This is a genomic window from Blastococcus sp. SYSU DS0669 (assembly GCF_054050895.1).
The window spans coordinates 116586-132720 of the sequence record NZ_JBJHAE010000009.1; the positions used below are offsets into that span (position 1 = coordinate 116586).

Genomic DNA, 16135 nt, shown 5'->3' on the forward strand with positions numbered 1-16135 from the left:
GTGCCGCCGGTCGACAGATGGTGGAAGAGCGTTCTGATTCCCCGTGGCGACCGAACGCCGTATCAGGGAGCTACGGGCCGGTCACGACGTGGCGAGCGGCGGGATGTAGCGGCGGTGGAAGCGGGCGGCCCACTGGTCTAGGCCGTCCACCGCGCTTGCGACACGGGCGAGCTCGCCGTGCCCGACGAACGCGACGTCCGTCGGCATCGCACCGCGCTCCCGCTCGACGGCCGCCACCGCTGACCGGGCGGCGGCATCGTCGTCCCGCGCGAGGACGAGGGTGAGCGCATCGTCGAAGAGTGAGTCCATCGCGCTCGCGCCGCCTCGTCGCACGCTCTCGGTGAGCAGGACGTTCCGCAGCAATTGCCGGGTGGCGGGACCGCTCAGTGCGTCGAAGGCAGTGGGTCCCATGCCGAACTGCTCGCAGAAGTTGCGGTACTTCCGGTCCTTGTCGGCGTCCGGCTTGTCCCGGCTGAAGGTGTCGACGTACTTGGTCTCGACGGCGATCAGGAGTCGCCGGCCGTCGCGCAGCCGTGCCGCGATGACGGCGTCGAAGGCGGTGCCGTCCTCCAGGTGCTCTCGGCGCTCGGGAGCCCATTCGCACTCGATGCCGTCGATGCTCCGACCGCCGACGGTCACCCGCTCGAAGCCGTCGACCTCCTGGCCCTTCATCGTCGAGAGGAGCCGGACCGCGGCATCGGGATGTGCGCGCAGATGACCGAAGACGCTGAAGCACAGCGGCATCGAGCTGAGCATGTTGGTGAACAGCCGGGTCTGCTCCAGCTGGCCGCCCTCCCGGCGGACGATCTCGACCCGCGCGGCCGCGTAGTCGGCGGCCTCGTCGCTGAGGAAGTTGCTGCGGCGATCCTCGGCCGGGAGGTAGTTGCCCAGGGGGCTGCCGTTCCGAGCGGTCCCGGGTGGAAGCGCGAGCACCTGCTCCCGGTACGCCGACTGACGGCGCCGTTCCCGGCGGGTGACCGCGTTGTCCGATGCGACGTAGGTGAGGTCCGTGACGGTCACGAGTGCCTTCCTCGGTTGAAGAGCGCGTACTCCAGCTGGTCGGGCCGGACCACGTCGTGCGCGTCGTCCTCGCTGAGCTCCTTCGCCCACTGCGCCAGCAGGTTGCAGTAAGCGGCGTACTCGTCGGCTGACCAGACGTACCTGCCGGTCAGCCCGCCCCACCCGCAGTCCTTCCGGAGTGCCTTGGCCACGAGCGAGTCGAGGATCAAACAGGGGTGCTCCGTACTTCCGCCACCGGCGAAGTACAGGAACTTGGTGAAGAACGGCGGCCCCAGGTACGTGACGGCGTTCCGGCTCGGCCGCATAAGACGGAAGGCCGTCCGGGGATCCGTGCGGCTGACCTCGGCCGCCCGTCGCAGGACCTCGGACAGCTCGTCCTGGTCCTTGAGGACTGCCCTGAGACGGGCGCGGTTCAGGCGGTGCCTGCGGCCGGTCCCCCAGGCGAGGCTGGCCCAGAGCAGTCGGCGGGCGTCCTTCGCGGACTCAGCTGCTCGCCCGCCGAGCCGGAAGAGCCCAGCCCGTGTGAGACGCCCGTCGACGGCCGTGAACACCTCGTCGGCGCACGGCGTGTCATCGAGGGCCGCCACCCACCAGCCCTCGTTCACGGGGACGCCGAGGTCGACGACGTCCTTCACCGGTCGGGCCCGCGCGTCTGCTGCCAGCCAATCCGGGAGGGGCAACGTCATGGTCGAGTTGGTCACGTGGTCTCTCCGCTTCCCGCGGTCAGCCGGCGGGCGACTGCTTCGCCGCCGACACGTCGGATGAGTTCCAGGTCGCCGCAGACGACGAGCAGGTCGCGGGCGCGGGACAGGGCCACGTACAGCATTTCCTTCGCCCGCGCCTCGTCCCGGAAGCCGTTGACGGCGAGGACCACGGCCGGCCGCTCCAGCCCCTTGAAGCCGAGCACGTGCCCGTAGAAGACGTCGTCGTCGTGCCAGTAGGTGGCCCAGTAGGCGTCCTGCCCCTCGGCCTGGCGTTCGACCTGCACCGGGTGGCGCCGGTGGGTGGTCAGGAGCGCGACCGACTCGGGCGGCCACCCGTGGTCCAGCAGTTCATCCGCGATGTCGTCGGCCGCGCCGACGGCGTCCTCCGTGGCGCATTGGACGAACCGCACCGGCACACCCGACGAGCCACGGATCTTCATCTGCTCGGGCGCCAAGCTGGAGAACGTGCCGGCTATCTGCTTGGTGTTGCGCAGGTTCTCGTTGAGCGGGATGGGCATCAGGGCGACCGTCGGCCGACCCTGCCGCGCGAAGATCCGCTGCCCCTCGTCGGAGAAGACGTAGAGCGATCCCGTGTCGGGGTCGCGCAGCGCCGCCAGGACGGCGTCCCACCAGCTCTGGGCGAAGTCCTGGCCCTCGTCGACGACGATCGCATCGAAGCGTTCACCCTCCGGGAGCTGCGCCGCGAGCGACACCATCGTCGCGGGCAGGAACTCCTCCCAGTAGCCGCTGTCGTCGTCCGAGCCGGGCTCCACCCCCCAGCCGATGCCGAGGTTGTGGAAGGTGTCGACGTAGGCCGGTCGCTGCCGCTTCGGCAACGTCTCGACGCGGCGCCTGAGGAACTCGGCCAGGCCCCGCGAGTAGCACATGACGGCGACCCGCTGACCGTCCGCGGCGAGGCGTCGGGCCTTCTCGACGGCCAGCCAGGTCTTCCCCGAGCCGGCGCTGCCCCGGATCTCCACCCGGGAGAACGACGCCAGCAGGTCGAGGACCTTCGCCTGGTCCCGGGTGAGCAGGTCGCAGGCGGCTTCGCGCTCGGCGAGCTGGGCGAGCAGGTGCTGCTGCGGGATGAGGGTGCCGGCCAGGCAGTCGACGAGCGCCTCGACGTCCTCGGCGGTCGGCGGGTCGGGCTCGTCGCGGACCTTCTCGAGCGCGGCCCTGATCCGGGCGGCGGCGTGCGGGACGTCGGTCGTGTCGATCGCCATCCAGCGGGCGAGGCCGGGCGCCATGAAATCCGGTGCCAGCGTGGTGGCCGGCAGCGCCACCAGGTGCGCCGTTCGCGGCCGGCCTGCGGACCAGCGCGGGTGATCGGCGAGGTAGCCGCACAGCAGGTACTTGCAGGCGACGGCCTGGTCGACCGGGTGGATCACGTGGTCGGTGCCGTCCCCGCCCTGCCGCCACTCCCCCCGCTGCAGCGTCACGCTGCCGCCCTTGACCTCGACGACGGCGACGCCCACGCCCGGCCAGGCGACGACGACGTCGGCCTCGCGGTCCCGCTGCCCGTCGCTCAGCCGGACGTTGCAGAAGACGGCGGCGTCGTCGGGCAGCTGGTCGCGCAGCGTCCGGACGAACAACTCCTCGGAGGCGTGGGCGAACTGCGGGTCGTCGGGGAACAGCCGGGCGGTCACGCGCGCGCCCCGGTCACCGAGAGCGCCTCCAAGAACACCGCCTCGCTGATCACCCGGACGCCGAGCGCCCGCGCCTTGCTGGCCTTGCCCGACTGCGAGTACGGGTCGGCGCAGACGAGGACGCCGGTCTGCTTCGACACCGAGGACATCGGCCGCAGGCCGGCGTCCCGGGCGGCCTGCTCGAGCTCGTCGCGGGTGCGGCTCATCGCGCCGGTGAAGACGACCCGGTCGCCGGGCGCGAAGACCTCGGCCCGCCGGGGCAGCGAGACCTGAGCGCCGCTGCGGACGACCGACAGCGCCAGGTCGACGTCCTTGCTCCGCATGCCGAGCAGCGCCGCGACGCGCTCGATATCGGTCCGCTCCCCGTCGGTGACCACGCCGTCCGAGTAGGCGGCGGTGGCCAGCGCTTCGAGGTAGATGCGGTGCGCGGCCGTGACGTGGTCGGGCCCGCAGCCCAGTTCGCCGGCCAGCGAGACCAACTGGTCGGCCTCGGCGACGCTGACCAGCCGGTCCTCCAGCACCCGGTCGAGCACGGTCAGGTACGGCGCCATGCTGGGCGGGGCGTCGTCCAGCGCCGGCAGCGCGGCGACGAGGCGGGAGAGGTAGCCGTCCCGCTCGCGGACGGCGGCGGTCGCGGCCTCGCGGGGCAGCGTCCGGCACGGCGGGCAGGTGCTGCCGTCGACGTCCGCGCTCGCGGCGGCGACCAGGTCGGTCCAGCCACCGTCGAGCGCCTCGAAGCCGCGGTAGCTGCCGTCGTCGGCGAAGTCGACGCGGACCCCGGCGCCGGCCAGCGACCCGCCGCCGAGGTCGGAGGCGAGCATGGCCAGCATGAGTTCGGCGGTGGCGCGGGCGTCGTGCAGCGCGGCGTGGCCGTGCACCAGCGGGATGTCGAGGAAGCCGCACAGCGCCTGGAGCGACCGGGTGCCCGAGCCGAAGAACAGCGGCGCCAGGCGCATCGTGCACAGAGTCGGCGATAGCCCGGTCGGCTGACCGGCGCGGCCGAACTCGCGGGCGAGGAAGCGCAGGTCGAACAGCGCGTTGTGGGCGACGAGCACCCGCCCGGCGAGCAGTGAGCGCAGGTGCGCCGCGACGTCGGCGAAGGCCGGTGCGTCGACGACGTCGCCGGCGCTGATGCCGTGCAGCGCGGTCGGGCCGACGTCCCGGCCAGGGTTCACCAGGGTCTCGAACTCGGCCTCGACCTCACCGCGGTCGTCGAGCATGACGACGCCGATCTCCACGACCCGGTCGGTCCTCGGCGACAGGCCGGTGGTCTCCACGTCGACGACGGCAACGGTCACGACGGCTCCTTCGGGCTCGCGGCCGGACGTCGACCGAGGGGTACGAACGCGCGGACCATGACACGGCGGGAGGACAGAACCGCGGGTTTCGGGCCGAACCGGTCCGCTCCTGCCACACCAGCCCCAGGGCACCCGCAGGCGGTCCGCGTGGGTCGTCTGCACCTCCTGTCGCAGGGCGATTGGTATCAAGCGCGGTATCATCTGCCGCATGGCCATGACCCTTCGCCTCGACGAGCAGGAGACCGACGCGCTGCGCCGCCGGGCGCAGCTCGAGGGGCGTTCCATGCAGGAGGTCGCCCGGCAGGCGGTGCGCGACTACATCGAGCGGACCAGCAAGCGGGAGCTGCTGGACCGGGTGCTGGACGAGGAGCTGCCCCGGTACGCCGAAGCCCTCGATCGCCTCGGCCAGTGATCCACCTCGACCTGGACGACCTGTTGCACGTGGCGGCCCGCACGCTGGGTGAGGTGCAGGTGCGGGACGCCGGGTTGCTGGAGTCCGCGCTGGCCCGGCCGCGGGCGACAGCCTTCGGCGGGGACGCCTACCCGTCGATCTACGGGAAGGCGGCGGCACTCCTGCACTCCCTGGCCCGCAATCGCGCGCTGGTGGACGGCAACAAGCGCCTGGCGCTGGCGGGGACGATCGCGTTCTACGGTCTCAACGGCCTCCGGCTGACCCTCTCGAACGACGAGGCCTACGACCTGGTGATCGCGGTCTCAGCCGGCGACCTCGACGAAGTCCAGCCGATCGCCGCGCGCCTGGCCGCGGGCACCCAGCCTTGGGCCTGACGCTCGGCTCCTCGGCTGCGGGTAGCGCACCGATCAGCCCGCCGACTGGTGATAGCGACGGAGCAGGTCGGCCGGTATCCGGCCGCGGTCGCTGACGTCGATGCCCTGCGTCCGGGCCCAGGCCCGGATCTCGGCGGGCGACGCGGGCCGGGCCGGTACCGGCCGGCCGGGAGTGAACGAGCCCTCGACCGTCTCGGTCGCGCGCGCCGCCCCCAGCTCGGCGAGGCAGGCGCCGAGCCAGCGGTAGGTCCACTCCTGCGCCAGCGGCCGGGTCTCGCAGAAGACGACCGGCACGGAGGGGAAGCGGGCCTGCGCCTCGGCCAGCGCTTCGGCGACCCGGGCGCCGGGGTTGTGCGGCAGCTTGAACAGCCGGCTGTAGCGGTCCTCCACCACGACGGCGGCGCGCGGCAGCGCCGTCAGCTCGGCGAGGGCGTAGGTGAGCTTCCCCGACAGCAGGCTGCCGGCGAGGTCCTCGAGGGTCTTCCGCTCGACGGCGGCGACCACGTCTCCGCCGAGCTCGACGGCGTAGTCACCGGCCGCGAGCCGCTGCCGCCGGGTGGTGGCCTGCTGGCCCCCGAACGCGTAGGGGTACTTCTCCCCGGTGTCGACCAGGATGTCGAGCACCTGGCCGTGCGCCCGAGCGGTGGGCAGGTGCACTCCGGGGCGGGCCTGCTTCGTCGTCCGGGGCGACTGCCAGAAGATCATCTCTCGGCCGCGGGCCCGGGTGATGACCAGCTGCGAGCGGTTCTCCCGTGCCCGGGCGAGCACCAGGTCGATCGCGGGACCACGGCGGGAGCAGGAGCGGACGGGGTGCCGCTCGACGATCTCCGCGTCGGCCGGCCACTCCTCGGCCCGGTGGCAGTACACCTTCGTCGCCCGCGGCCACGGCTCCTTGGCCTTGACGACGACGCCTGACGGGCCAAGCGGGATGCGCACCAGGTAGGGCAGCGTGGAGTCCGGGTCGGGGTTGCGCGCCACGAGCAGGTCCTCGACCACGGCTCCAGCCTGGCACGGCGAGATCGGTCCCTGGGCATCTCCACCGGTGAGCAGCGCGGTGCAGTGCGACGTCGGCGGACGGCGGGGATCGACCGCACGTCCCCGATGCCGTCCCAGCAGGCCTCCGGCGCCCTTGACGCCGATCACCCGTTGGCGGGGCCCCAGCCGAGCGCGGGCCCGAGGCGGGTGGCGATGTCGGTGAGGATCTGCACGTAGTCGTCGTGCTCGAAGCTGAAGGGCAGCGCGAAGACCACTTCGCGCACCTCCCGGAAGCCGGCGTGCGCGTGGAGCGCCTCGGCGATCTGCTCGGAGGTGCCGAGCAGATCGGGGGCGAACAGCAGCCGACCGGCCCCCTGCGGGACGCCGACGCGCGGCATGCGCGACTCGACGTAGGCGGCGTACCTGGCCCGCTGCTCGTCGGTGGCCGAGTCGGTGGGGATGACGACGAGGCCCTGCGAGGCGCGAGCGGACTCCCCCGCCGGCGACGCGGCGCGGAAGGCGCGGATCTGAGCGGCCTGGATCTCGGCGAAGTCGACGGAGCCCTCCTCAGCCTTCACCACGCTGCTGGTCAGGAAGTTCATGCCGTGCTCGCCGGCCCACTGCGCCGAGCGCGTGCTGGCGCCGCCGTACCAGAGGCGGTGCTGCAGTCCGGGTGAGTGCGGCTCCACCCGGTCGGACCACTCCTCGATGCCCTCGCGGCCGCGGACGGTGCCGGCCTGCTCGCCGCGGATAAACCGGAGCAGCCGCTCGACGCGCTCGTAGCTGAAGTCCTCGGCGTCGGCGGTGTCGGGGTACAGCGACTTCTTGACGTCGTCCCAGCGCATCGGCGGGCCGACGCTGACGCCGGGGTTGAGCCGCCCGCCGGAGAGGATGTCGACGGTGGCGAGGTCCTCGGCCAGCCGCAGCGGGTTCTCCCAGCCGAGCGGGATGACGGCGGTGCCGAGCTCGATGCGGCTCGTGCGCTGCGTGGCGGCGGCCAGGACGGCGATCGGCGAGGAGATGCCGTACTGCAGGTGGCGGTGCCGGACGAAGGCGCTGTCGAAACCGAGCTGCTCGCCGAGCGCGATGACCTCGAGGATGGTCTCGTGACCGGCGCGGGGATCGGCGGGGTCGAACAGGCCGATCGTCAGGAAGCCGAGCTTCTCCAGCGGGGTACCGGGGGCGGGCATGCTCGGCTCCTCAGGTCGACGTCGTCGTCCCATGGTCACAGAGGAGCGCTGGCCGATGGCTCGGTCCAGGCACCAGGCACCAGGCACCGGGCTGGCGCGGGCGTCGTCCTCGGCCCTGCGGGGCTCGGCGTCACTCGTCCCCGTCGCCGAAGGCGGAGGCGCACTGCTCGCACGACCCCTGTGCGGCGACGAACGCCTCGGGCGGGGTGGACCGGCGGCAGGTGCGGCACCAGCGGAAGGACCGCCGCCGGTGCGACGCGATGGCCTCCGCCATCTCGGCGACGAGGTCCGGCTGGTGCAGGACGTCGTCGCGGGTCAGCCGCGGCTCATCACCCAGCAGGGGGCCGGGGCGGTGCTGACCCCAGGACGTGAGCGGCCGGGCCAGGACGAACCACGGGCCCTGCACGCCGACCGCGAGCTGCGCCGGCTCGCCGCTGACGAACCACCGCACGCCGTCCTGACCGTCGGCCGCGTCCTCTCGCCGCCACCCGGTACCCAGCGCCCGGAAGAGTTCGAGGTGCTCCACGTCGAGCAGGCCGGCCAGCTCGGCCTCGTCGGCGGTGGGGTCCGACTCGCTCCCCCACGCCATATCGCAGCTGCGGCAGAGAAACGCCTCCATCTCCCCCGGCACCAGGCAGCCACCGAGCGCGACCTGCCCGCGCTCCGCCTGCTCGAAGAGGTCACCTCCCGGCAACCCGTAGACGAGCGGGACGGAGTCCTCCCGCCCGCACCCGGGGCACACCCGCCCCGCCTGCACACCGACCGATCCGCCCATGCCACTCCCTGGTCCGCGCCGTCCCCGTGACGGCAGGGCGGACCATGACAGGCGCCACCGACAGCAACCGGCCGCCCGCCCAGGCATCCGCCGCAGCGCCACCCGATCGGGCGACGGCACGTCCGCCCGGTCCCCGGGGGACCGCCTCAGCGGATCCGCCACGCCGTCATGGCGCGGCCTACGGCTGGGCGCCCCGCAGCGCGTCCCGCCACTCGATGCCGCGCGACTCGGCGGCGACGGCGTCCATCACGTCCATCACCGGCTCGACGGTGAAGGAGAAGGACGCGAAGACGGTGGTCAGGTACTGCAGGTCGGCGGGCTGGTCGGTCTCGAGAACCGCATACCCGCCGAACTCGCCGACGCGGACGACGAACTGGTGGAACGTCAGGCTCGCCGGCATCTCCCACACGGAGAAGACCTCGAGGACCCGCTTCTGTGCTGCCTCGTACTCCGCGGCCGAGCCGGCCGGCCGCTCTCGCCAGGTGACGACGTACTTCATCCGGACCTCCCCTGCGGCCCCGTGCGGAGAGCAGGGTGACGGCGGTGCACCGGCGCGGCAAGGAGGACGACGACGCCGAGGGCACGGCGGGCGACTTCTCGACGGGTCGACACAGCGCGTCGCTGTTCCGGAACTCCTGGGCGGTCGAGCGAGACGGTTCTCAGCCCCTCACGGTGACCGTCCGGTAAGACTGCCGGTCATGGAGTTCGAGGCCTTCTACCTGCCGCTGGGCGACAACCGGTTCGCGCCCACCCGGGCCACGGAGAGCCCGTGGGATCACAGCGCCCAGCACGGTGGACCGCCGTCCGCACTGCTGGCCCACCTCGCCACCGACGCCGCCCGGGCGGCAGGAACGGGTACCCGCCCGGCGCGGATCAGCGTCGACTTCTTCGGCGCCATCCCCCGCCGCGAGCTGGCCGTCGAGGTCTCCCCCGTCCGCCCGGGACGGCGGATCGACCTGACCGAGGCGGTGATGACCGTGGAGGGCCGCACGGTCGCCGTCGCCCGCGTGTGGTCGCTCGCCGTCGGCCCCACCCCGCCGGTGGTCACCGAGCTCAGCCCGCCACCGCCCGTCCCCGACTCCTCGCCGCAGGTCCTGTTCGGCCTGCCCGACTGGGGCTTCGGGCAGGCCATCGACTGGCGCTACACCGCCGGGTCCCCGGAGGAGCCCGGCCCGGCCGACGTCTGGACCCGGGTGCGCGTCCCCCTGGTCGCCGACCGACCGCTCACCGGCCTCGACCGCGCGCTCATCGCCGCCGACGCCGCCAACGGCATCTCCGTGGAGCTGCCCATCGACAGCTGGTGGTCCATCCCGCCGGGCATGACCACGCACCTGACCCGCGAGCCGGACGGCGAGTGGGTGCACCTGGCCTGCCGCACGCAGATCGCCGCCGACGGCATCGGGCTGTGCCACGGCGAGCTGTCGGACGAGCGCGGTTCGATCGGTGAGGTCGCCCAGCCGCTGCTCGTGCAGGCCCGCTGACGCAGCCGGCGTCGCCCGTACGCGCTCGACCGCCGTCGGCCAGGATGCCTGCGTGACCTCGCGCATGCACCGCTCCCACCGCGTGGCCGGCGCGCTCGTCGGCTCCGCCGTCGGCGACGCCCTCGGCGCCCCCTTCGAGTTCGGACCGCCGGGGCAGTTCTCCGCCCGCTTCCCTGTGCCGGCGCGCGGATCGAAGACGGAGATGTGCGGTGGTGGGTCGCTAGGCTGGGAGCCGGGTGAGTTCACCGACGACACCCAGATGGCGCTGCTCGTGGCGACGTCGCTGGTGGAGCGCGGCGGCCTCGAGGAGGCCGACGTCTTCGACCGGTTCCGGGCGTGGGCGGCGGCCGGGCCGCCCGACATCGGCAACCAGACCCGCGCCGTCCTCGGCTCCGACCGACCCTGGGACGTCGCCGCGGCCGAGCACTTCGCCCGCTCCGGGCACGCGGCCGGCAACGGCTCACTGATGCGGACGACGCCCGCGGCCATCCGGTTCTCCCGGGACGGGCGCGAGGCGACGATGGACGCCGCCCGGCGGATCTCGGCACTGACCCACGGCGACCCGTCGGCGGGCGAGGGCTGCGCGATCTTCCACGAGCTGGTGCGGGTGGCGCTGGACGGGGGCGACCCGCTGGTGGCGATCCCGGCGGCGCTGGAGGCGGTGCTGCCCGGACACCGGGAGCGGTGGGCGGCGGTGCTGGCCTCGGTCTGGACGCCTGACCAGGCCACCGAGTCCAACGGCGCGGTGTGGCCGACGCTCGGGCAGGCGGTGTGGGCGCTGCGGAACGGCCGCGACTTCGCCGAGGTGCTGCGGCTGGTCATCGACCTCGGTGGCGACACCGACACGGTGGCCGCCGTCGCCGGCGGGCTGGCGGGTGCGGTGTTCGGGATGGGCGCGATCCCGAGCCGGTGGGCGTCGGCGGTGCACGGGCGGGTGCCCGGCTTCGGCGATCGCGTCTGGGGGCTGGCCGACCTGCAGCAGCTCGCCGCAGCGCTCGACGGCGGGGTTCAGCAGAACTACGACCCGGGCGTGATCCCGCGGATCGGCCCGACAGAGGTGCTGCCCGGCATCTGGGCCGGCAACCTCGACGGCGCCCGGTACAGCGACGAGGACTTCGCCGTCATCTCCCTGTGCCGGCTCGGTGAGCCGTTCCCGCACCCGGTGCACCGCATGGCCTACATCGCCGACAACGAATACAACGCCGATCTCGACGTCATGCTCGCCGACGTACTCGACGACATGGCCGCACTCCAGGCGGAGGGACATCGCCTGTTGGTGCACTGCCACGGCGGCGCGTCACGCACCGGGCTCGTGCTGCGCGGCTGGCTGGTGCGCGAGAAGGGGATGTCGGTCGAGGAGGCAACGGCGCACGTCGCCGAGCGCTGGCCGCACCTCGGCCTCTGGAACGCCAGCTTCACCGCCGCGCTGGAACGGCTCGCCGCCCGGATGCGGTGACATCGCACCCCAGTGCCACCACTGAAGTGCTTTCCGGAGCCCAGAGGCGCACGTGCACTGCCGACTAGTTGGCGTTAAGACCGAAGCGTCGGGTGAGCAGCTTGAACTTCCAGTACGACTCGATCTGCTCGATGGTGTCGTCGGGGGTGTTGCCGTCGACGACTTCCAGCACGGACACCTGGTAGTGGCGGCGGCCGTGGCGGGCTACGGCCTTGAGGCGGACGTCGCCGCCGTCACCGCCGTTGGCGTACTCGAGCCAGCGGCCGAGCAGGCTGTCGGCACCCTTCGCCGAGCCGACGTACTGCTGTCCGGACTCGACGTCGACCAGCAGGTACACGCCCTTCACCGCCCGCAGCACCTGCTGCCAGCCGTGAGGAAGGGTGGGGATATCGTCGACCGGCCGGACGAACTCGCGGAACCCAGGGAAACGGGGTTCGTACTGCTCGGCGATCTCGAGGACCGGCTTGGGCTGGTTCGCGGCTCGCTGGACCCAGCTCCGAGTGCCGGCGCCCCAGTCGATGACGACCTTGTCGGTGTAGTCGCCGAGTTGCTCGAGCAGCCGCAGGTCGTAGCCGTGGTATCCGGACACGTCGCCGGCTGTCAGGACGTCGACGGTGCCGGCTGGGCAGGGGGTGATGCCGGCGACCTTGTAGAGGCCGACGAACACGGTCTTCCGGGCCTCGGTCACGATGAAGCTGGCAACCAGGTCGCCCACGTCGAACACGATGCGCTGCTGGACGCTCTGGTACTGCTCGAACGCGGATCTGTCGTTTCGCCAGGCCTCGTAGAGCCGGCCGGGCTTCAGCCGGTTGTCCCGGTGCCGGACCAGGCGAACCTGCGCCGGGTCGACACCCTCGAGAGACAGCAGGTCGTTGAACGTCAGCATCCACATCCCCCGGCTGAGCTCAGCGGGTCTCGTCGTCCCGCGGCGGAACGGCCGGGACTCCGGGACGCCGGCGGGAGAAGCCGGGGTCGAACCGCTGGATCATGTCCAGCTCGCCGGTGTCGGGGGCGGCGTGCTTGCCGGACAGGGGCATCTTGAACTCGGCGGTCTCATCGGTGAAGTGCTTGGCCATGGCCCCACGCTACGAAGCGGAACCGGTCCGGCGCGGTAGGCGCGAAAGGCGTTCCGCACGGCAGGGACAAGAGGGGCGCGTGTGTCGACTTGTCGACTTCTCGCCGTGTCGCCGTGTCGGCCTACCGGACGCTGCACGACCGCGAGATTCGAAGCCGCGCCGTCGCCGTCCCCCGGCAGCTGATCGCCCGGTGCCTCCGGTAGCGGGTCAGTTCGGCACGAACCGAGCCCCACGCTCCCCAGCGCACCCCCGTGTCGCACGAGATCGCGGCGGTTCCTTAACAGCACCGCCGCCGCGTTTAGCCTCCGACGGTGCCTGTACCTCTTTTTGCGGTCGCTGCCCTTGTCTCCTTCGGCGTCCTCGGCGCGACCGCAGCAGCCGTCGCCCTATGGCCCGCAGCCAGCAAGAAGTCGTTCCTGATCATGGGGCCACGCCTCAGCGGCAAGACCACGCTCTCGGAATTCCTGGCTCACGGAGTTGTCCCCAAGGAGTACGTCGCCACCGGCGGAACCCGGAGTGTCGAACCGACGTCGGACATCGGTCTCGGTCAGTTGAAGCTCAAGATCGAGAAACTCTGGGATCCGGGCGGCGAGCCGGAGGCCATTCGCGCATGGCACGACAAGGCCAAGGTCGCGGACGTCTTGGTGTACCTGATCAGTTACGCCGAAGCTGCGAATGAGGAGTATGTGGCTCGAGTACGTCGAGACACCCGACAACTGCGCGACTGGCGGCGCCAGGACGAGCTGAAGGAAGGGTGTCGCACGGTTCTCGTGGCGACGCACATGGATCAGCACGAGCTGTTCCGTGGAGAGATGGGCCCGGAACGAGCAGCTGACCCCGAACACGTTGCGCGCACGGTTCCGGCGATCCAGGCCGCCACGGAGGAGATGGGCCCTACCTGCACACTGATCGCTGGCTCGTTGGCCGACGAAGCCGGGTGCGCAGACATCGCCTTTCGCCTCCTGAACGCACTGGAAGCTGAGCCCTCATGACAAGCCTTGAGGGAGCCTGGGTCCAGGCGGCCGACGAAGGCGCCGCTCTTTTCCTTCTCAACGGCAACACCCTCGCCGTCGATGAGGACGCCGAGCGCCAGGAACTGGTCCGGAGGGTCTCATCCGTCACGGCGGACGGGCGCCGATTCACCTGGTCCGATGGCACGTCCGTGTGCGTGCTCAACGCCCCCGACGGGACCTATGACGTCGTCCTGGAAGCACCCCGAGCGGATTACGAGGACTCGAGCGGCCGGCGAGTACTGGCCACTCTGCTGCTCGGCTCGGTATCGGCTGCGGAGGCGGAAGACCGGCTCACAGCCTTACGCAAGAAGATCGCCGAGCACGGAGTCGCGCTCGTCGCACCACCCACCGACATCGGCGTGCACCTGCGAGGCCTTGTCGCCGCAGGACGGCCAGGGTGCCTTCCGCTTCACGAAACCCGGCGCCTCAGCAGGAGGGTCTAGCGATGTTCACGCCACGAGACAGCGCACGACGGCTGGTCATCGTCCTGACCCAGGCGGGGCTGGACCGTTGCAGCTACGGCGACGACGGCGCCGACCTCCTGCGCTCCCCTGGCGTGTGGCTGGTACCGGACTCCGCCGCGCAAGAGCAGCCGAACGACCCGCTGATCGCAAAGCTGGACAGGGCGGGGCTGATGCTTCCCGGCAACGTCCTGGTCCAGATGCCCTACGACACAGGCGACTACGAGACCGCCGACGAGGCCCACCAGCGCGCGGCGGAGCGGAAACACCTGATCTTCACGGAACTCTGTCAGCTGCTGGGCGCGACACGCGTCCACCTGAAAGTGCTCGAAACGCAGAGCGACAAGGGAGAGGCCCGTGTCGATCTCAGCGGAAGCCGTCCTGCGGTGACGGGCAAGGGCCACATCGAGAAGAAGACGGTTGAAGCACTGGCCGCGACGATGACCTTGGACGACCGGTACGTCGGTGGCGCGGCAGACATCGAGAAGGCCCAAGCGCTCCTCGAGACGACCCGACTCACCTCGGATCCCCTCATGGGGCAACTTGTGCGCGCGCGGTCAACCGGCAACAAGCTCCGGTCCCGCAAGTACACGGTGGACTTGTCCCGCGAGTCGTCTCGTCACGTGAAGGCTGCCGCGCAGCTCAAGGTGCCAGGATTCTTGTCCGTTGATACGAGCGCCCTTCAGTTCACGACGAGCACGCTGAAGTACCACGCGACCTACGAGGTGTCGTTCTAGTAGGCGCCGGACCCGTCCTTCCACGCGTCAGCGAGAACGCGCGTAGGGACGTGGTGCGGAGGCCTGCTGCCACCGACTCCCCCTTCGGCGGTCAAGCGATGTGCGTGCTGCCGGTCGCGAGCCGTCGAGCGACGGCCTCGCCGCCGACTCGTCGGATCAAGTCCATGTCGCCGCAGACCACCAGTAGGTCGCGGGCACGTGACTGGCCCACGTACAACATCTCCCGGGCACGGGCCTCGTCCCGGAAGCCGTTGACCGCCAGGACGACGGCGGGGCGCTCAAGCCCCTTGAAGCCGAGCACGTGTCCGTAGAACAGGTCGTCGTTCTGCCAGTAGGTCGCCCAGTAGGCGTCCTGCCCCTCCGCCTGCCGCTCCGCCTGTACCGGGTGGTGGCGGTGCGTGGTCAGCAGCGCAACAGCCTCGGGCGGCCAGCCCTCTTCGAGCAGCGCGTCGGCCGCGTCGTCGGCGGCGCTGACCGCCTCGTCGGGCGAGCACTGGACGAAGCCCACCGGCACGCCCGACGAGCCCCGGATCCGCATCTGCTCCGGCGCGAGGCTGGAGAAGGTGCCGGCGATCTGCTTGGTGTTGCGCAGGTTCTCGTTGAGAGGGAAAGGCATGAGGTCGACGGTCGGCCGCCCCTGGCGCGCGAAGATGCGCTGGCCCTCGTCCGAGAAGACGTGGATGCATCCACGCTCGGGATCGCGTAGAGCCGCGACGACGGCGTCCCACCAGCTCTGCGCGAAGTCCTGCCCTCGTCGATGACGATGGCGTCGAACCGCTTCGCCTCTGGGAGCTCGCCGGCCAGCTTCACCATCTCGGCCGGCAGGAACTCCTCCCAGTAGCGGCTGTCGTCGTCGGAGCCGGCGGGCACTCCCCAGTCGATGCCGAGGTTGTGAAAGGTGCCGACGTACGCGGGCCGATGCCGCTTGGGTGGCTTCTCGACGCGGCGCATCAGGAACTCGGCGAGGCCGCGCGAGCAGCACATGAGCGCGACACGCTGGCCCTCTGCGGCGAGCCGGCGAGGCTTCTCCACGGCCAGCCACGTCTTGCCCGAGCCGGCTCCCCCACGGATCTCCACCCGGTGGTACGCGGTGAGCAGGTCGAGCACCTTGGCCTGGTCCTTGGTGAGCAGGTCGCAGGCGGCCCCCCGTTCGGCCAGTTCGGCGAGCAGGTGCTGCTGCGGGATCGCCGTCCCGGCGAGGCAGTCGACCAGTTGATCGACGTCCTCGGCGGTCGGCGGGTCCGGCTCGTCACGGACCCTCTCCAGGGCCGCCCGGATGCGTGCGGCGGCGTGCGAGACGTCGGTCTTGTCGAGCGCCATCCAGCGGGCCAGGCCGGGTGCCATGAAGTCGCCGGGCAGCGTGGTCGCGGGCACCGCCACGAGGTGGGCGGTGCGCGGTCGTCCGCCGGTCCAGCGGGGGTGCTCGGCCAGGTACTCGCAGAGCAGGTACTTGCAGGCGACCGCCTGGTCCACGGGGTGGATGACGCGGTCGACTCCGTCCTGCCGCTGCCCCCCCC

Annotated in this window: 19 protein-coding genes; 8 read left to right on the forward strand and 11 right to left on the reverse strand. The window is 71.6% G+C overall.

Going from position 1 to position 16135, the window contains the following annotated elements:
• Positions 1 to 81 precede the first annotated feature (81 nt).
• From ACI792_RS11830 to ACI792_RS11845, 4 genes are read right to left on the reverse strand one after another with little or no spacing between them, the layout of a single operon-like run.
• The gene (locus ACI792_RS11830) at positions 82 to 1020 is read right to left on the reverse strand and encodes a PGN_0703 family putative restriction endonuclease (protein WP_456602753.1); all 939 of its coding nucleotides are present in this window, start codon (positions 1018 to 1020) and stop codon (positions 82 to 84) included.
• Positions 1017 to 1721 (reverse strand): 8-oxoguanine DNA glycosylase OGG fold protein, encoded by a 705-nt coding sequence (locus ACI792_RS11835; protein ID WP_456602754.1) that lies wholly within the window; start codon positions 1719 to 1721, stop codon positions 1017 to 1019. Before ACI792_RS11835 ends, ACI792_RS11830 begins: the two co-directional genes overlap by 4 nt.
• Positions 1718 to 3370, reverse strand: a complete 1653-nt coding sequence (locus ACI792_RS11840; protein WP_456602755.1) for an NERD domain-containing protein — start codon at positions 3368 to 3370, stop codon at positions 1718 to 1720. Before ACI792_RS11840 ends, ACI792_RS11835 begins: the two co-directional genes overlap by 4 nt.
• The gene (locus ACI792_RS11845) at positions 3367 to 4668 is read right to left on the reverse strand and encodes an exonuclease domain-containing protein (RefSeq protein ID WP_456602756.1); all 1302 of its coding nucleotides are present in this window, start codon (positions 4666 to 4668) and stop codon (positions 3367 to 3369) included. The genes ACI792_RS11840 and ACI792_RS11845 overlap by 4 nt, the downstream gene beginning before the upstream one ends.
• Before the next feature lie 208 nt (positions 4669 to 4876).
• Here ACI792_RS11845 and ACI792_RS11850 point away from each other — a divergent pair, with 208 nt between their 5' ends.
• Together ACI792_RS11850 and ACI792_RS11855 are read left to right on the forward strand one after the other, a co-directional pair.
• Positions 4877 to 5080 (forward strand): ribbon-helix-helix protein, CopG family, encoded by a 204-nt coding sequence (locus tag ACI792_RS11850; protein ID WP_456602757.1) that lies wholly within the window; start codon positions 4877 to 4879, stop codon positions 5078 to 5080.
• A complete protein-coding gene (locus ACI792_RS11855; protein ID WP_456602758.1) occupies positions 5077 to 5454 on the forward strand; it encodes a type II toxin-antitoxin system death-on-curing family toxin in 378 nt (125 codons plus the stop codon). Before ACI792_RS11850 ends, ACI792_RS11855 begins: the two co-directional genes overlap by 4 nt.
• Before the next feature lie 33 nt (positions 5455 to 5487).
• Here ACI792_RS11855 and ACI792_RS11860 read toward each other — a convergent pair whose 3' ends face one another.
• From ACI792_RS11860 to ACI792_RS11875, 4 genes are all read right to left on the reverse strand, one after another.
• Entirely contained in the window at positions 5488 to 6450 is a 963-nt protein-coding gene (locus ACI792_RS11860; protein ID WP_456602759.1) for an Lsr2 family DNA-binding protein, read from the reverse strand.
• A 143-nt stretch (positions 6451 to 6593) separates the two neighbouring features.
• The gene (locus tag ACI792_RS11865) at positions 6594 to 7619 is read right to left on the reverse strand and encodes an LLM class flavin-dependent oxidoreductase (RefSeq protein WP_456602760.1); all 1026 of its coding nucleotides are present in this window, start codon (positions 7617 to 7619) and stop codon (positions 6594 to 6596) included.
• Positions 7620 to 7749: 130 nt separating this feature from the next.
• Entirely contained in the window at positions 7750 to 8394 is a 645-nt protein-coding gene (locus ACI792_RS11870) for a hypothetical protein (protein ID WP_456602761.1), read from the reverse strand.
• 178 nt (positions 8395 to 8572) lie between these two features.
• The gene (locus ACI792_RS11875) at positions 8573 to 8893 is read right to left on the reverse strand and encodes a DUF3303 domain-containing protein (protein WP_456602762.1); all 321 of its coding nucleotides are present in this window, start codon (positions 8891 to 8893) and stop codon (positions 8573 to 8575) included.
• Between the two features lie 199 nt (positions 8894 to 9092).
• Here ACI792_RS11875 and ACI792_RS11880 point away from each other — a divergent pair, with 199 nt between their 5' ends.
• A complete protein-coding gene (locus ACI792_RS11880; protein ID WP_456602763.1) occupies positions 9093 to 9875 on the forward strand; it encodes a thioesterase family protein in 783 nt (260 codons plus the stop codon).
• A gap of 52 nt (positions 9876 to 9927) precedes the next feature.
• Entirely contained in the window at positions 9928 to 11331 is a 1404-nt protein-coding gene (locus ACI792_RS11885) for an ADP-ribosylglycohydrolase family protein (protein ID WP_456602764.1), read from the forward strand.
• A 64-nt stretch (positions 11332 to 11395) separates the two neighbouring features.
• Here ACI792_RS11885 and ACI792_RS11890 read toward each other — a convergent pair whose 3' ends face one another.
• Both ACI792_RS11890 and ACI792_RS11895 read right to left on the reverse strand, forming a co-directional pair.
• Positions 11396 to 12217 carry a GIY-YIG nuclease family protein gene (locus tag ACI792_RS11890; protein ID WP_456602765.1) on the reverse strand — a complete coding sequence of 274 codons (822 nt, stop codon included), beginning with the start codon at positions 12215 to 12217 and terminating at the stop codon, positions 11396 to 11398.
• A gap of 19 nt (positions 12218 to 12236) precedes the next feature.
• Positions 12237 to 12407, reverse strand: a complete 171-nt coding sequence (locus tag ACI792_RS11895) for a hypothetical protein (RefSeq protein ID WP_456602766.1) — start codon at positions 12405 to 12407, stop codon at positions 12237 to 12239.
• A gap of 311 nt (positions 12408 to 12718) precedes the next feature.
• On the opposite strand from ACI792_RS11895, the gene ACI792_RS11900 reads away from it, so the two are divergent.
• Genes ACI792_RS11900 through ACI792_RS11910 form a run of 3 tightly spaced genes read left to right on the forward strand, consistent with a single transcriptional unit; the run spans position 12719 to position 14618 of the window.
• Positions 12719 to 13399: a GTPase domain-containing protein gene (locus ACI792_RS11900; protein WP_456602767.1), complete on the forward strand. Its 681-nt coding sequence runs from the start codon at positions 12719 to 12721 to the stop codon at positions 13397 to 13399.
• Positions 13396 to 13863, forward strand: a complete 468-nt coding sequence (locus tag ACI792_RS11905; RefSeq protein WP_456602768.1) for a hypothetical protein — start codon at positions 13396 to 13398, stop codon at positions 13861 to 13863. Before ACI792_RS11900 ends, ACI792_RS11905 begins: the two co-directional genes overlap by 4 nt.
• 2 nt (positions 13864 to 13865) lie before the next feature.
• Positions 13866 to 14618: a hypothetical protein gene (locus ACI792_RS11910; RefSeq protein WP_456602769.1), complete on the forward strand. Its 753-nt coding sequence runs from the start codon at positions 13866 to 13868 to the stop codon at positions 14616 to 14618.
• Between the two features lie 91 nt (positions 14619 to 14709).
• On the opposite strand, the gene ACI792_RS11915 is transcribed toward ACI792_RS11910, so the two are convergent.
• Positions 14710 to 15234 carry an ATP-binding domain-containing protein gene (locus ACI792_RS11915; RefSeq protein ID WP_456602770.1) on the reverse strand — a complete coding sequence of 175 codons (525 nt, stop codon included), beginning with the start codon at positions 15232 to 15234 and terminating at the stop codon, positions 14710 to 14712.
• A 275-nt stretch (positions 15235 to 15509) separates the two neighbouring features.
• On the opposite strand from ACI792_RS11915, the gene ACI792_RS11920 reads away from it, so the two are divergent.
• The coding region (locus ACI792_RS11920) for a hypothetical protein (protein WP_456602771.1) at positions 15510 to 16135 on the forward strand (626 nt) is incomplete at its 3' end.

Bases quoted from the DNA above. Each gene is read 5' to 3' on its own strand.
- ACI792_RS11895 (WP_456602766.1), bottom strand. From the start codon at position 12,407: ATGGCCAAGCACTTCACCGATGAGACCGCCGAGTTCAAGATGCCCCTG.
- ACI792_RS11870 (WP_456602761.1), bottom strand. From the start codon at position 8,394: ATGGGCGGATCGGTCGGTGTGCAGGCGGGGCGGGTGTGCCCCGGGTGC.
- ACI792_RS11850 (WP_456602757.1), top strand. From the start codon at position 4,877: ATGGCCATGACCCTTCGCCTCGACGAGCAGGAGACCGACGCGCTGCGC.
- ACI792_RS11910 (WP_456602769.1), top strand. From the start codon at position 13,866: ATGTTCACGCCACGAGACAGCGCACGACGGCTGGTCATCGTCCTGACC.
- ACI792_RS11875 (WP_456602762.1), bottom strand. From the start codon at position 8,893: ATGAAGTACGTCGTCACCTGGCGAGAGCGGCCGGCCGGCTCGGCCGCG.
- ACI792_RS11865 (WP_456602760.1), bottom strand. From the start codon at position 7,619: ATGCCCGCCCCCGGTACCCCGCTGGAGAAGCTCGGCTTCCTGACGATC.
- ACI792_RS11915 (WP_456602770.1), bottom strand. From the start codon at position 15,234: ATGCCTTTCCCTCTCAACGAGAACCTGCGCAACACCAAGCAGATCGCC.
- ACI792_RS11905 (WP_456602768.1), top strand. From the start codon at position 13,396: ATGACAAGCCTTGAGGGAGCCTGGGTCCAGGCGGCCGACGAAGGCGCC.
- ACI792_RS11880 (WP_456602763.1), top strand. From the start codon at position 9,093: ATGGAGTTCGAGGCCTTCTACCTGCCGCTGGGCGACAACCGGTTCGCG.
- ACI792_RS11890 (WP_456602765.1), bottom strand. From the start codon at position 12,217: ATGCTGACGTTCAACGACCTGCTGTCTCTCGAGGGTGTCGACCCGGCG.